Source organism: Flavobacterium sp., assembly GCF_039595935.1.
Classification (GTDB): Bacteria; Bacteroidota; Bacteroidia; order Flavobacteriales; family Flavobacteriaceae; genus Flavobacterium.
Map to the genome: position 1 here is coordinate 753,980 of NZ_JBCNKR010000004.1, position 12,716 is coordinate 766,695.

The following is a 12,716-nucleotide window of genomic DNA, read 5'->3' on the forward strand; positions in this document are numbered from 1 at the left end:
GCTCAGCGTGACAACTGAAACTGAATACTGCGACTGAAAACTATCTCACTCTTTTCTTCCTATTCGTTTCATAATCTTCAAAAATCATTTCGCCAAGGCCTTTTAATCCTGTATAAAATGCTTTTCCCTGATTGGCTTCTGTAAAATGATTTACAAATCGCTGTAAATACGGATCGTTTGCGATCATGAAAGTCGTAATCGGAATGTGTAATTTTCTGGCTTGCTGTGCCTGCGTGTAGCATTTATCTACGATATATTCATCGAGACCGTTGCTGTTCATGTAATACGAACCGTCTCGCTCACGCACGCAGCTTGGTTTTCCGTCGGTAATCATGAAAATCTGCTTGTTGGTATTTCGTTTTCGGCGTAAAATATCCATCGCCAATTGTAGTCCTGCCACTGTATTGGTATGGTACGGACCAACCTGCAGATAAGGCAAATCTTTAATTGGAATTGTCCAGGCATCATTTCCAAAAACCAAAATATCAAGCGTATCTTTTGGATAACGGGTTGTAATTAATTCAGCCAAAGCCATTGCTACTTTTTTGGCAGGCGTGATTCGGTCTTCTCCATACAAAATCATACTGTGGCTAATGTCGATCATCAAAACGGTACTCATTTGTGCTTTGTACTGCGTTTCTTCTACGATCAAATCATTTTCAGTCAGCATGAAACTTTCAACACCGTTATTGACTTGTGCGTTTCTAAGACTTTCTGTTAAAGATATTCTTTCTAAAGTGTCACCAAAATTGTACTCGCGAAATTCTCCGGTATGTTCATCTCCGTTTCCGGCATGTTTTGTTTTGTGATTTCCGTTTCCGGAACGTTTTAAGTTTCCAAAAATCTGATCTAAAGCCTGCTGACGAATTGCACGTTCTGTTTTAGCCGTAATTCCAAAGCCGTTCGTTCCGTCTTCCTTAACCTCGTCTTTTATGTAACCTTTCTTTTTTAAATCTTCAATAAAATCATCTATTGTGTAGTTCTCGTCGGTCAGTTTATACTCTACGTCCAGCTCCCTAAGCCAGTTAATTGCTTCGTCGAAATCGCCCGAAGTGTGGGTGATTAACTCTTTGAAAATGACAAAAAGTTTTTCAAACGGAGTCTGAAAAGGAGCTTCGTAGGACTTAAAATAAAAACCTTTTTTAAATTCGTTTTTCATAATTTTAAAATTAAGGCTTTTTAGAATTATGAAAATAGAAACGTTTATTAATTTTTAGTTAAAATATTTAACCAAAATCTACAGCTAACAGCGTTAGATGTAACAATTATTCAAACTTTCCATCAACATAAAACCATGAGCCATTTTGAACTTTAAAAGTCGAAAATTCGTAATGTACCTGCGGTTTTTGGGTTGAATCTAAAAAATACGCTTTAAATTCGACTGTATTTTCGGCAAAACTCAGAATTTCTAATTTCTGCCATTTATTTGCTGTTGCCCATTTTAGAATTTCTGCTTTCGAATAATATTTTCTTTCAGAAATATAAGTTGTGTCTAAAAGATAATCTGCATTATGAGTTGCATAAGCAGAATATCTTGAACGCATTAAAGCTAAAGCTGATGGTGCTTTTTGATTTTTTTCAAGAAATAATCCACAGCAATCATCAAACTGTAATCCTGTATCGCAAAAGCATTTATGCGTCGCCATCTACTTCTTCTTCTCCGTTAATTTTTACATGAAGCTGATTTAACAAAACCTGATAACGACTGATTTCTCTCACTTCTTCATCTTCTTCAGCAAAATCAATCATTTCGTCTAATACTTCACTTACTTCTAAAAGTTTATTATTGGCTTCTCTGTTATTTTTTGCAACGATTAAATCAATGATTTCCTGTACGCTCGCTTTTAAAGTTTCAAATTTACTATTCATTGTTTTTTTGTTTCAAGTTTCAGGTTTCAGGTTTCGTTCCAATAACTTGAAATTTAAAACATGAAACTTGAAACTATATTTTTATTACTCTTTATTTTCGTTGAATTTCTTCACAATTTCTTTTAGCTTTTCTTTGCGCGAAACTTCGGCTTGTTTTTTCTTCGCCTGGGCTTTGTGCAATTTGTCATTGTGAGCTTTTATATTTCTTTCGTTGTTGCGTCCCATTATATTTCCCTTTTAATTTCTTCAAGACTTTTTTCGGTAAAAATCAATTCGGTGATAATCTGTTTTCTCAACTCATTTATGTCATCATAGTCAAAATATTTTGCCCAGGAAGTTAATTGCTGTAGATTCCTAACTTGTTTTAAACGTTTCATTGTTTCAAAACTGGTTCTTAAAATCGCTTTTCCGTCATATTGCGGATTATTTTTATGCTGATAATTTGCCAGATTTTTTTCGAAGTCGGCATCTATATAATAGAGTTTTTCTTCGGTATTATCAGGATAAAATTCTTCCCAGGCAGCAAAACCAATTTTTGTTTTCGATTCGGTTTCAGGTTCACGGGCAATTAAGCGCCATTTACTGTTTGCTAATCTACCCCAGTGATTTGAAACACGATACATTCCTGCCTCAGTATAATAATAAGAACTTCCCGCTTTGCTTTCGAATTGTTTTTTTAATCCTTTAATTTCATCCGGAAGCACTTCTTTAAAAACACAAAAAGTATTCTTGAAAGAATTAGGATGGGGTTTAAAATTTTTCTGCATATGCAAATATACTCAGATTGTCGCGAACTCCCTAAAACAAACCTAAATTGATTAACTTTGTCACTTCAATTTTAAAATAAAAAACTATGTCTAAAGATTCACAAGAAAAAATGCCTCAAAAAGGAGTTTATACCGGCATTATCGAAAAAGATGAAAACAACAATTATTTCTGTGGAGAATATCTTTTAGATTATAAAATTGCTCATACCAATTTTAAAATTGGTGACTGGATTACTATTAAATCTGTAATTGAAAACCCAAGTGACATCAGCTACGATAAATATCCTAAAAAATCCAGAAACTTCGATAAAGCGAATCGTAAGCCTGAATAAGTTTTTGTTTCAGGTTTAATGTTTCAAGTTTAAATGTGGATAATTAACCGCAAAGTACGCCAAGATTTTTTTTACTGTATTGCAAGCGGTATTGATAATACAAAGTTCGCAAAGCTGTTAACGTAAAGCTTTGCGAACTTTCGTTTTTATAAAAACATGCTTATAGAAAAATCTTGGCGTGCTTTGCGTTAAAAAAACGTTCTACCCTTAACCTGAAACAGAAACAAATAACTTTCCTGAATATTTTTTAGATGAAAAGTAAAAAGTTAAAAAAAAGTGTACCTTTGCAAAAAATTTGTCGATTTGAACTAAAAAACATCGATTTCAAACTAATAGACAAGTAGTTACATTTTATTTATGAAAAAAATAGTTGAATACCGCAAGTTACTAAACGTAGAGAAAACTGCAGAATTAAAAGATTTGAAAACAATTTATCGTAATGCGATGAAAGAATCTCATCCTGATAAATTTGTAGGAGATGAAGCTGGTTTAAAAGCTGCTGAAGAAAAAAGTAAAACTATCATCGAAGCTTACCACTTTTTAGTAAGTATTCACCCTGATACTATCAAACTTAATTTACCTGAGTACACAGAAACAATTACTACTTGTACTATTACAGATTATAAATTTGTAGAAGGTCGTTTGATTATTGATTTTTCTAACGGAAGTGTTTACGAATACATTAGTGTACCTAAAGCTACTTACGTGAAAATGGTAAATGCAGATTCTCCTGGAAGATTTGCAAAAAGACACATTTTAAACTCTTTTACATGGAGAAAGAAAACAAATCAAGAATAAATTTGTTCTGAAAATATTTCAAAAGCACTCTTCTTACAGAGTGCTTTTTTTGTGGTTTACTATTAGGAAAAACTCTATATTAGCATTCTAAACAAAAAATAAACAAGAGTTTTAAGTCAAATTAAAGCATCAAAACACTTGATTACAGGGCGATTAGATATAAAAAAACTATAACAAAATTTTAGGTTACAAAATTCTATATGTTCTATAATTTTAGATACTTTTGTTGCACAAATCAATTAACTAATTAATTTTTTATAATGAAAAAAATACTTTTTTTACTAACAGCTTCTGCAGCTATTATTTCTTGCAGCAAAGTTAAAGACGGAGAATACCTTATTACTGGTACTGCAAAAGGAATTGAAAACGGAAAAACTATCATTCTTCAAGGTCAAGACCCAACTACAAGAATGGCTGTTGCGCTTGATACAGTAAAAGTTGAAAATGGAAAATTTGAAATCAAAGGAAAAGTAACTGAGCCAGCTTTCCATACATTAATTATTCAAGGAGCAAATCAACCTTACCCATTTATATTAGAAACTGGAGAAATCAATATCGAAATTGACAAAGACAGTATTCACAAATCTAAAGTTTCCGGAACTTACAATAATGACGAATATTCAAAATTCAATGAAGAGCTTACAAAAACTCAAAAAAGCTTAATTGATTTCCAGAAAAAAAATACAACAAAAATGCAGGAAGCTCAAAAAGCTCAGGATACTGCAACTATCAATGGTTTGATGAAACAATACATGGAAATTCAAACTGAAGTTCAGGCTAACAGCAAAAAGAAATATTTAGCTTACGCTGAAAGTCATCCAAAATCTTTCATTTCTGTATTAATTGTTCAAGGTATGATTAATGACCCAAGCAATGATATTAAGAAAACTGAAAGTATTTACAATGCTTTAGATGAGTCTTTAAAAAATACAACTCCTGGTAAAGAAATCAAAAACAGACTAGGTCAAGCAAAAATGCCTGCGGTTGGTGCAACAGCTCCTCCTGTTGGCAGCGCTAAATGAAGAGCAGATTTTTCGGCTCCTAATCCGCAGGGAAAAGTAATTTCGCTTAAAGAAAGCTTAGGTAAAGTTACAATTGTTGATTTTTGGGCTTCATGGTGCGGACCATGCCGAAAAGAAAATCCAAACGTTGTAGCTATTTATAAAGAACTACATTCTAAAGGATTAAATATTGTAGGTGTTTCTCTGGATAAAGATGCTGAACACTGGAAAGAAGCGATCGCAGCTGACGGGTTAACATGGACTCATGTTTCAAACCTTAAATTCTGGGATGAGCCAATTGCAAAACAATATAATGTTGAATCTATTCCGGCAACTTTTATTCTTGATGCATCAGGAAAAGTAGTTGCACAAGATTTAAGAGGTCCGGAACTAAGAGCAAAAATCTTAGAATTACTTTCGAAATAATTCTGTATTTCACAATAAACCAAAAAATCTCCCTCGTGGAGATTTTTTTTGTTTTAACAGAGAATCTCAAAACAATTTCAAACAGTTTTTTTCTTCAATTTGTATTTAATAAGTCAATAAAAACAATACCTAAAGACTTTTTTAAAGTAAAATTTAAACAAAAAACTCAATATTTAATATAAAAATAATCCTACTTTTAAAAATAAACTTAAAAAAATATATTTTAGGAGGTTTTTATTTTATTCAATTCCAGCGAATTAAAAAATAACTTTAAAATAACTTAAAATTAAGTGCTTTTTTTGTTTGGATATGTAGAAAGAGTTCCTATCTTTGCAACCGCTTAGAACAATAAGCAACAACGCTAGAGAGTCGGGGAGATACTCAAGCGGCCAACGAGGGCAGACTGTAAATCTGCTGTGAAAACTTCGCAGGTTCGAATCCTGCTCTCCCCACGGAAAGGCCTAAAAGGCGGAAAACTTAAAGTTTTCATTCTTTTCAAAAAGCCAAAAAAAATGTCTGAAGACCTGCAAATTCAAGGATTTGCAGGTTTTTTTTATTTTAGGCCTGTTTTCAATATTTATAAATCCTCACAAAATTAAAGGTGCAGAATCGGTGCACTTTCCGGCGCGCTGAAAAGTGCACCAGAAACAGCAAAAATCCCTTATACTACAGGGGGTTAACGAGATTAACGACTTGATTTGGCAGTAATATTATTCTACATTTATTAATTTAAAAAGTAGGATTATGTTGGAAAGCAGTTTTGGTTTGGGATTCTTTTTAAAAAGACCCAAAATAGAAAGTAAAGAATGGATTGTGTATTTCAGAATAACTGTTGACGGTATCCGTAAGGAAAGCTCAACCAAAAGAAAATGGGATAGTACACGATGGGATCAAAGGTTCGAAAGAGCGGTCGGCTCAAAGGAAGATGCAAAGTCGCTGAACTTCTTTTTGGATTCGCTGACTTTAAAAATCAATGAAATCAAAACCGAAATGATGTACAGCGGCAAACTCATAACCGCTGAGAAAATTATGGACGAGGTTCTCGGCAGGACAGCGCCGAAGATCAAGGTGCTCGAGGAATTTCAAAAGCATAATGATGAAATGGAGGCGCTTCTTGGAAAAGGCTATGCAAAAGGCACCCTTGACCGGTTTACCATTACTAAAAACCATTTGACTGCGTTTATAAAATTCAAGCTTAAAAAGCACGATCTTGAATTTGCGGATTTGAATCTTGAGTTTGTAAAGGATTTCGAGTTTTACCTTAGAACTGTACGCGACTGCAGCAACAACACCACCCTCAAATACATTGCAAATTTCAAAAAGATTGTAATCCGCGCCATTGATAAGGAGTTAATCACCAAGGACCCATTTAAGAACTTTAAGGGACGTAAAACGAAACTGGTAAAAAAACCACTCACCGCACAGGAATTGTACGAACTTGAAAGTCATTATTTCACAACTGACAGGCTCAACGTAGTAAGGGATGTATTTGTCTTCCAATGCTACACTGGCCTGGCTTACATAGACGCTTATCAATTAAAGAAAACGGATATCAAAGAAGGCATTGATGGAAATCTATGGATTATGTCCGAAAGGCAGAAAACAAACTCATCATTTAATGTCCCTCTTCTTCCCCAAGCACTGAAAATAGTTGAAAAATATAAAGAGCACCCGCTGTGTATCCAGCGCGGAACCGTGCTTCCTGTTTCATCCAACCAGAAAATGAATGAGTATCTAAAAGAGGTGGCAGTCTTGTGTGGCTTTCCTTTTACATTAAACACGCATATGGCCCGCCGTACATTTGGAAGCACTGTGACATTAAATAACAACGTCCCTATTAATGTAGTTAAAGAACTGCTGGGTCATGCATCGGTAAAACAGACTGAGGCATATGCTATAACTGAGCAGGCTACAATCGGTCGTGAAATGTCAATTCTGAATAAAAAGCTGAACAAAAACGCTTCCAAGATTTCAAAACCGGACTTAGCGGTTCTCGGAAGACTTGAAAAAGAAATCCAGGCAATTAAAAAGAAATACAACATAACTTCTTGAAACTTGCTTTCAGATGGTAATTAAAATCAAAGAGGCTATCTCAACAATTCTGAGATAGCCTCTTTTTATATAGTTTAACTACACTTTTATAACCCGGATGATAAGACGGGCTGTATTTAATATAACCTAATTCCTGCAGCTGTTTAAAATATTTGTGATAAGTGGGTAGTGTATTTACATGCGCCATTTCCATAATTTTACTTCGGCTGACTTGTATCCTCCTACCCTGCCCCTGTCTGTAACCCAATCCTAATATTGCCGTTAAAATTGACAAATGCCACACATTAAGCTTTGGATCAGCAATATAAACTGAAAGATATTCCATGATATTGCTTTCTTTTAATTTCTTAGTCTTTTTCATCCCTAAAAAGTTTTTGAATATCTTCTCTATTGTAATAATAGGATCCAAGCACTTTCTTAAAACGTACTTTTTGTGATGTTCTAAGAGTCTGAACAGATCCGGCAGAAATGTCGAGCATCCTGCGGACAGCCTTACTTTTCAGCCACTCAGATTCCCTTTCAATATTTTCTGCATTAAAAGCTTCCGAAACCGCATTACGGATTGTATCGGTCATTAACAGTCCAAACTGCCTTAAATCGTCTTTTGTTATAAGTTCTTCCATAAAATACCGGCTTAATGCGTTACAAAAAATTAAATCATATACTTAAAAAGATCATCGTCATTCCAAAAAAATTGCCGCAAAGCTTACTCCAAATAAAAATAAACACTGCTTCTTTTGTTCTTATTCTTTGTCGGGACATAAATAAGATAACCGTAATCATCTAATTCGCGCATGCATTTATGATAAGTTTTTGGAGATACAACCTTAGCGATATTCTGGATTTCAATACTGTATGCCTGAATTGGATTTATAAAATTCCTGTTTGCGCGAAATTGAAGCAGGGCGGCAAAAATTGCAATGTGAGTTGTGCTGATTCTGAAATCATTTTCAATTGCCTGAAAAAATCCCGATAAAAGCTTAAAATCTTCCATAACTCTATAAGATAAATAAACATCACATATGATGAGATTTTTTTGCGGTCTGAGTCTCAATATTGTGCTGTGGTTTCAGCAGCGGGCTAATTTTACAGCCGCTTTTAATTTCTCCCAGACTAAGTTTCTGCATTCTGTCATTATAAAAATTCAAGGTTTTAAACCGTGGATTTGCTTCCAAAAAAACCTTCATTTCTCTCCCTTGTATCATAAAAGCAACTTCTTCCCTCTTCCCCTTTTTCAAAGAATCGACCAGGGATTCGAATGTCTCATAGTCATCATTTTTAAGAGGAACAGTCCTTAAAGCATTGCTTACATTGTATCCATACGATTCTGGAAATTCATGCATCCTATAATTGTCATTAAGATCCCTGTCGTTGAAGCTAAACTGTTTCCAGGTTCCGCTTTTTAGAACTGCTCTTCCTGCAAGCATTTCGTATGCTTCAGCTGCGCTGAAGCCCTCAGATTTTTCATTCTTAAAGTAATGTGTACATCGGCTGGATGGCGACGAATCTGTATAAAGAATTGATCTGAATCCATCAAATTGGTAAGCCCCCTGCGCATCTTTTACAAATTGAAGTGAATGTTCAAGTCTTTCATTCTCTGAGATGTGATAAGAAACAGGAACAGTAAAATTTAACAGCTGTTCCTTCATATTCGCCAATACTTTGCCATAAGCCTCATGAAAACCGCATTTTATCAACTGTTCCTCTAAAGTTTTCTTGTTTAATTCCAGATCTTTAAGATAATCCTGTTTATCTATCCTTTCAAAAACAACAGCACTAAGCGCTCCATTTACAAGCCTAACAATGATATTGGGATAGACTTGATGCTTCAATTTGTTATATTCATGCTTAAGAAACCTGAGAGTTATTTTTTCATCTACAGCTTTCGTCTTTTCATATTTAAAAAGTAACATCTTAAAAAATTTCAGTTTCTCTATGCCACAAGAGCGTTCTATATTAGGGCTGTTCTGAAATAGAAATTTTAATTTTTCTTCCTTGGACTGCCACACTTTTATCTCATTTTCTACTCGATTGTTTTCAGAAGACATAACTCAGTTTTAATTTATTTAAGCACCTTAAACCGATCTGCCCGCTTTTTTTGAACGGGAATTAATTTTTTTTTCTTTCTGAGAGGTCTCATCGGAATTGTCAGCCAGGTCTGCGCTCTTTCCTTTGGACTGCGACTGCTTCTCGTTCTTGCTTTCACGGTCATTTATTCTCTGCAGAGAAGAATCATAAACCTTAATAGTCTTAAACTGGGGATTAGCTTCCACAAACTGTTTTCTCTCCTCTCCTCCTACCACAAAAGTTACGGACTGTAGATTGCCTTTTTTCAGAGAGTTCATCAAATCTTCCTTGTACTGAGGTGTCAGAAGTTCTTTTATCGAATGCTTTTCCAGCGAAGCTTCCAGATCATATCCATAGTTCTGATGATAATGCTGAAGCTTGAAATTTCCACGGTCGTCACTTTCTTTGAAGTCCATACGAATCCAGCAATTATAGGCTTCACCGTCCTTATTCTTTAAATCCTTATTGACCGATCTGCCCTCCATCAAATTATACGCCTCTTTGAGAGTGATGCTGGTATTATCATTGTTAATATAAAAAATCTGTTCCAATCCCGGCTTATTATCCTCTTTTTGTAGATTAACCTGATAGGAATTGAAAAAATACATATCGCTCTGGTCGGACTTTTTAAAATTCAGTTCAACAGTGACTGTATCTTTGTTAGGGACACCATTGTTCATAATACCGGTATGCATTAATTTAAAATCCTTATCCCCCTTCTGAATATTCTCTCTTAATTCAGCATCAAAAGTTTCTCCGAATCCAGTATATTTTAACTGGTCTTTCAGATACTGTACATTTTTCTCGTTCATGATATTCACATTTAAAATTAGTACTGATTATAGGTTACCCAGTATTTCAAGATTAACCAGGTGCCTGTTTTTTATGTTAAGTTCCAGATGCCTGCCTCCATTTTTCTCAAAGACCTGCATTGTGAATTTCTTCTTTTCCGGTATCGTAAATTTAGCTATGGCAAAAACTACTGTAGTTTCAGATTTATCGGAAATCCTGCTAAATTCTCCGGTGCATAAAAGCGGTGTCATTTCTATTTCCTGAGCTGCAGTTCTTTTGGATTTTTTCTGGTCTCGGATAAAAAAACGAAGTTGGTCCACATCGTAATTAATTCTGGAATCATTCCCTAAAACCAATCTGAAATACATCACGTCCTGATGAATAAAAATGCCGTCAACCTTAAACTCAATTTCTGCATTTTTTGAACCCAGTCCGCTTACCTTATTTTTCTTGGATAGAGCAAACAGGGCATATTCTTTTATTTCTTTCTGGTTTTCGTTCTCAAGGGAAAACAGCAGCGATTTATCGTCACCAATTCGTAACCGTGCATCCACATTTAATGTAGGACACAGATCATCAAAATTTAAAATGAAACTGTAAAGATTACCGTCGGAAGTTACAACAGTCAGGTTAGTCTGTGGAAAATTCTGCTTGCCAGCTTTAAGAAGCAGGATATTTTCAACTCCCTTTGCTTTCTGTACCAGAACATCACGGCTTCCGATATCAAGGCTTTTTACTGCATACGGAAATAAAATACTGGTGGTTTTTGTATAGCTAAGCTGTATATTATTAAATTCGGCTTTAGCATCATACTGTGCAGAAACTGAAAAACCAGCCAGAAAAATAAATGTGATAATTAGTGTCTCTAAATTTTTCATTTTCTTTTAGTTTAAAGTTATTGTTCATTCTTTTCTTTTTCATCGTAGAGAAGCACTTTGTAACCTGCCTTGACTGCTACTTTTATCAGCTTAACTTTCCTGCTTAAAAGTGATTTGGCTGCCTCCACTCCCATTCCTGCCGCCTGAGCTCCCCAAGAATCACTGACTCCTGCCAGTCCAATACTCTGCATGGACCTGTCAGCGGATGCTTTTGCTACATCCCTGTTTATGGTTCCAGGAATGTAAATGCCTTTAATGCCGTCTATATCAAAGACGGATAGTTCAACCGGGAAAATGGAATTCTGGTATTTTATGGTATTGATCTTTATTTCAAGCCTTTCTCCCTTAAGTGACGCTGTCCCAAAAACGAAACTGTTTTTTGGAATTAGTACGCCATTGATAAAAACGTCACTTGCAAGTCTGATTTTTACAATAGAACCGTTGACAATCGTCTGCGTTTCATGAACAGCTGCCTCAACTGCGTTCTGATTTTGTTCATCGTTGATTTCACCATCAAGCGAATAAAATGAATTTGCTGACTGCTCATAATTTACTTTGTTGGTCTGAAGAGAGCTCAGGTTTTGCTCTTCAGCTTTTCTGTTCACTGAAAAAACTTTTCCTTTTTGAAGCTTTGAGTTCTGACGCAGTTTCTCCTGTACACGTTCTGGGTGCTGGATATCCAGAATATTTTCCAGCATGCCGCCAAGCTGGGCAAGTTCAGGATCAGGCTCAGAAGGCGCACTCATGACTGCCATGAGCTGTTCAAGATTTTTTAACTCGGCTGATTCACCGTCAGGCATTTTCTGGTACTGAAATTCCCTCATATCCTGACCGCTCTGATATTCTTTTGGAGGCTCCGCAATAGCTTTCTGGAGCGCTTCAAGTTTCTGGTACATCTTCTTTTCATTCTCTGGTTTTAGATAGTCTGTTTTCAGTCCGTTTTGTTTATCATTCCATGCAACCTCATCCGTATCAAAAAAACGTTTTGATTCAAGATTATCATTATCTTCCGCACCAACCGAATAATTAGGATCTTTCTTTTTTTGTTCCTGCAGTTTTATAGAATCAATTGATGCCTGGTCATAATAGCTCATTTTATCCAAACTGGAATCTTCCTTTAGTTTTGGATTTGGAAGCAGCATATTAAATCCTTTTTTTTCAGTTCCTGAAATTGGATTTTCTGTTCCTTTGCCTCCTCCAAGCACCCAGAACAGCATGGTTATAAATGGAAGAACAAGCAGTGGAAGAACCAGCATCATACTGCGATTCTTTATCTCTCTGGTTGAAAGTGTTTTATGTTCCATAATCTTATTTTTTTATAGTTAGATGAATTAGTTTCCTTGAGATTCGGACTGCTGGTAAAATCTTCAGCGTTGGAATTTTGATTTTTAGACCAATCGATTAAGTCTGCTGCATTTATCACACTATCAATATATCTGCTGATATTGGATCTCTCAGCATATTTGTTAAATGGCAGATCCAGAGAATGCATATGGCCTACCTCATCACCATAAGCATGCTTAAGCACTTTTACTGCATCAATGTTCATTGATTTTTGACTTTCTGACAGAAAACCGCTCAATGCGTTATAAACACATAAAATCGTTCCAAGGGCCGCAAAAATGATTACTGAAAACTTAAGCTGTGAATTTGAAAGGTCTCTAGTCAGCCTATTCATTTTTTTTACCCACCAGAATCTGATTATCATATATGACCTTGAAGACTTTACATTCT

The 12,716-nt window shown here is 35.2% G+C and carries 17 protein-coding genes and 1 tRNA gene; 5 read left to right on the top strand and 13 right to left on the bottom strand.

Going from position 1 to position 12,716, the window contains the following annotated elements:
* Window positions 1-40 precede the first annotated feature (40 nt).
* The 5 genes from ABDW27_RS03310 to ABDW27_RS03330 all read right to left on the bottom strand — a co-directional run bounded on the left by ABDW27_RS03310 (window position 41) and on the right by ABDW27_RS03330 (window position 2,636).
* Window positions 41-1,159, bottom strand: coding sequence for a VWA domain-containing protein (locus ABDW27_RS03310; protein WP_343694634.1), 1,119 nt, complete (start codon window positions 1,157-1,159; stop codon window positions 41-43).
* Window positions 1,160-1,265: 106 nt separating this feature from the next.
* Complete coding sequence (locus ABDW27_RS03315) at window positions 1,266-1,646, bottom strand: YchJ family metal-binding protein (RefSeq protein ID WP_343694635.1); 381 nt, start codon at window positions 1,644-1,646, stop codon at window positions 1,266-1,268.
* The gene (locus ABDW27_RS03320; RefSeq protein ID WP_343694636.1) at window positions 1,633-1,869 is read right to left on the bottom strand and encodes a hypothetical protein; all 237 of its coding nucleotides are present in this window, start codon (window positions 1,867-1,869) and stop codon (window positions 1,633-1,635) included. The genes ABDW27_RS03315 and ABDW27_RS03320 overlap by 14 nt, the downstream gene beginning before the upstream one ends.
* Window positions 1,870-1,953: 84 nt before the next feature.
* Entirely contained in the window at window positions 1,954-2,094 is a 141-nt protein-coding gene (locus ABDW27_RS03325) for a hypothetical protein (protein WP_343694637.1), read from the bottom strand.
* Entirely contained in the window at window positions 2,094-2,636 is a 543-nt protein-coding gene (locus tag ABDW27_RS03330) for a hypothetical protein (protein WP_343694638.1), read from the bottom strand. Before ABDW27_RS03330 ends, ABDW27_RS03325 begins: the two co-directional genes overlap by 1 nt.
* A gap of 86 nt (window positions 2,637-2,722) precedes the next feature.
* Here ABDW27_RS03330 and ABDW27_RS03335 point away from each other — a divergent pair, with 86 nt between their 5' ends.
* The 5 genes from ABDW27_RS03335 to ABDW27_RS03355 all read left to right on the top strand — a co-directional run bounded on the left by ABDW27_RS03335 (window position 2,723) and on the right by ABDW27_RS03355 (window position 7,245).
* Window positions 2,723-2,968, top strand: a complete 246-nt coding sequence (locus ABDW27_RS03335) for a hypothetical protein (protein WP_343694639.1) — start codon at window positions 2,723-2,725, stop codon at window positions 2,966-2,968.
* A gap of 357 nt (window positions 2,969-3,325) precedes the next feature.
* Complete coding sequence (locus tag ABDW27_RS03340) at window positions 3,326-3,766, top strand: KTSC domain-containing protein (RefSeq protein ID WP_179005358.1); 441 nt, start codon at window positions 3,326-3,328, stop codon at window positions 3,764-3,766.
* 260 nt (window positions 3,767-4,026) lie between these two features.
* A complete protein-coding gene (locus tag ABDW27_RS03345; RefSeq protein WP_343694640.1) occupies window positions 4,027-4,788 on the top strand; it encodes a DUF4369 domain-containing protein in 762 nt (253 codons plus the stop codon).
* Between the two features lie 776 nt (window positions 4,789-5,564).
* A tRNA-Tyr gene (locus tag ABDW27_RS03350) sits at window positions 5,565-5,645 on the top strand.
* A gap of 292 nt (window positions 5,646-5,937) precedes the next feature.
* Window positions 5,938-7,245: a site-specific integrase gene (locus ABDW27_RS03355; protein WP_179005354.1), complete on the top strand. Its 1,308-nt coding sequence runs from the start codon at window positions 5,938-5,940 to the stop codon at window positions 7,243-7,245.
* Between the two features lie 40 nt (window positions 7,246-7,285).
* Here ABDW27_RS03355 and ABDW27_RS03360 read toward each other — a convergent pair whose 3' ends face one another.
* From ABDW27_RS03360 to ABDW27_RS03395, 8 genes are all read right to left on the bottom strand, one after another.
* Complete coding sequence (locus tag ABDW27_RS03360; protein WP_256871169.1) at window positions 7,286-7,606, bottom strand: hypothetical protein; 321 nt, start codon at window positions 7,604-7,606, stop codon at window positions 7,286-7,288.
* Window positions 7,593-7,868, bottom strand: a complete 276-nt coding sequence (locus ABDW27_RS03365) for a hypothetical protein (protein ID WP_056253946.1) — start codon at window positions 7,866-7,868, stop codon at window positions 7,593-7,595. Before ABDW27_RS03365 ends, ABDW27_RS03360 begins: the two co-directional genes overlap by 14 nt.
* 83 nt (window positions 7,869-7,951) lie before the next feature.
* Entirely contained in the window at window positions 7,952-8,239 is a 288-nt protein-coding gene (locus tag ABDW27_RS03370; protein WP_179005352.1) for a hypothetical protein, read from the bottom strand.
* A 22-nt stretch (window positions 8,240-8,261) separates the two neighbouring features.
* Window positions 8,262-9,293, bottom strand: a complete 1,032-nt coding sequence (locus ABDW27_RS03375) for a hypothetical protein (protein WP_179005350.1) — start codon at window positions 9,291-9,293, stop codon at window positions 8,262-8,264.
* A 27-nt stretch (window positions 9,294-9,320) separates the two neighbouring features.
* Entirely contained in the window at window positions 9,321-10,124 is an 804-nt protein-coding gene (locus tag ABDW27_RS03380; RefSeq protein ID WP_256871168.1) for a hypothetical protein, read from the bottom strand.
* A 27-nt stretch (window positions 10,125-10,151) separates the two neighbouring features.
* A complete protein-coding gene (gene traN, locus ABDW27_RS03385; protein ID WP_179005348.1) occupies window positions 10,152-10,982 on the bottom strand; it encodes a conjugative transposon protein TraN in 831 nt (276 codons plus the stop codon).
* A 17-nt stretch (window positions 10,983-10,999) separates the two neighbouring features.
* Window positions 11,000-12,286, bottom strand: a complete 1,287-nt coding sequence (gene traM, locus ABDW27_RS03390; protein WP_179005346.1) for a conjugative transposon protein TraM — start codon at window positions 12,284-12,286, stop codon at window positions 11,000-11,002.
* A complete protein-coding gene (locus tag ABDW27_RS03395; protein WP_289878074.1) occupies window positions 12,253-12,690 on the bottom strand; it encodes a hypothetical protein in 438 nt (145 codons plus the stop codon). Before ABDW27_RS03395 ends, traM begins: the two co-directional genes overlap by 34 nt.
* Window positions 12,691-12,716: the final 26 nt, after the last annotated feature.

Bases quoted from the DNA above. Each gene is read 5' to 3' on its own strand.
- ABDW27_RS03310 (WP_343694634.1), bottom strand. From the start codon at position 1,159: ATGAAAAACGAATTTAAAAAAGGTTTTTATTTTAAGTCCTACGAAGCT.
- ABDW27_RS03315 (WP_343694635.1), bottom strand. From the start codon at position 1,646: ATGGCGACGCATAAATGCTTTTGCGATACAGGATTACAGTTTGATGAT.
- ABDW27_RS03320 (WP_343694636.1), bottom strand. From the start codon at position 1,869: ATGAATAGTAAATTTGAAACTTTAAAAGCGAGCGTACAGGAAATCATT.
- ABDW27_RS03325 (WP_343694637.1), bottom strand. From the start codon at position 2,094: ATGGGACGCAACAACGAAAGAAATATAAAAGCTCACAATGACAAATTG.
- ABDW27_RS03330 (WP_343694638.1), bottom strand. From the start codon at position 2,636: ATGCAGAAAAATTTTAAACCCCATCCTAATTCTTTCAAGAATACTTTT.
- ABDW27_RS03335 (WP_343694639.1), top strand. From the start codon at position 2,723: ATGTCTAAAGATTCACAAGAAAAAATGCCTCAAAAAGGAGTTTATACC.
- ABDW27_RS03340 (WP_179005358.1), top strand. From the start codon at position 3,326: ATGAAAAAAATAGTTGAATACCGCAAGTTACTAAACGTAGAGAAAACT.
- ABDW27_RS03345 (WP_343694640.1), top strand. From the start codon at position 4,027: ATGAAAAAAATACTTTTTTTACTAACAGCTTCTGCAGCTATTATTTCT.
- ABDW27_RS03355 (WP_179005354.1), top strand. From the start codon at position 5,938: ATGTTGGAAAGCAGTTTTGGTTTGGGATTCTTTTTAAAAAGACCCAAA.
- ABDW27_RS03360 (WP_256871169.1), bottom strand. From the start codon at position 7,606: ATGAAAAAGACTAAGAAATTAAAAGAAAGCAATATCATGGAATATCTT.
- ABDW27_RS03365 (WP_056253946.1), bottom strand. From the start codon at position 7,868: ATGGAAGAACTTATAACAAAAGACGATTTAAGGCAGTTTGGACTGTTA.
- ABDW27_RS03370 (WP_179005352.1), bottom strand. From the start codon at position 8,239: ATGGAAGATTTTAAGCTTTTATCGGGATTTTTTCAGGCAATTGAAAAT.
- ABDW27_RS03375 (WP_179005350.1), bottom strand. From the start codon at position 9,293: ATGTCTTCTGAAAACAATCGAGTAGAAAATGAGATAAAAGTGTGGCAG.
- ABDW27_RS03380 (WP_256871168.1), bottom strand. From the start codon at position 10,124: ATGAACGAGAAAAATGTACAGTATCTGAAAGACCAGTTAAAATATACT.
- traN (WP_179005348.1), bottom strand. From the start codon at position 10,982: ATGAAAAATTTAGAGACACTAATTATCACATTTATTTTTCTGGCTGGT.
- traM (WP_179005346.1), bottom strand. From the start codon at position 12,286: ATGGAACATAAAACACTTTCAACCAGAGAGATAAAGAATCGCAGTATG.
- ABDW27_RS03395 (WP_289878074.1), bottom strand. From the start codon at position 12,690: ATGATAATCAGATTCTGGTGGGTAAAAAAAATGAATAGGCTGACTAGA.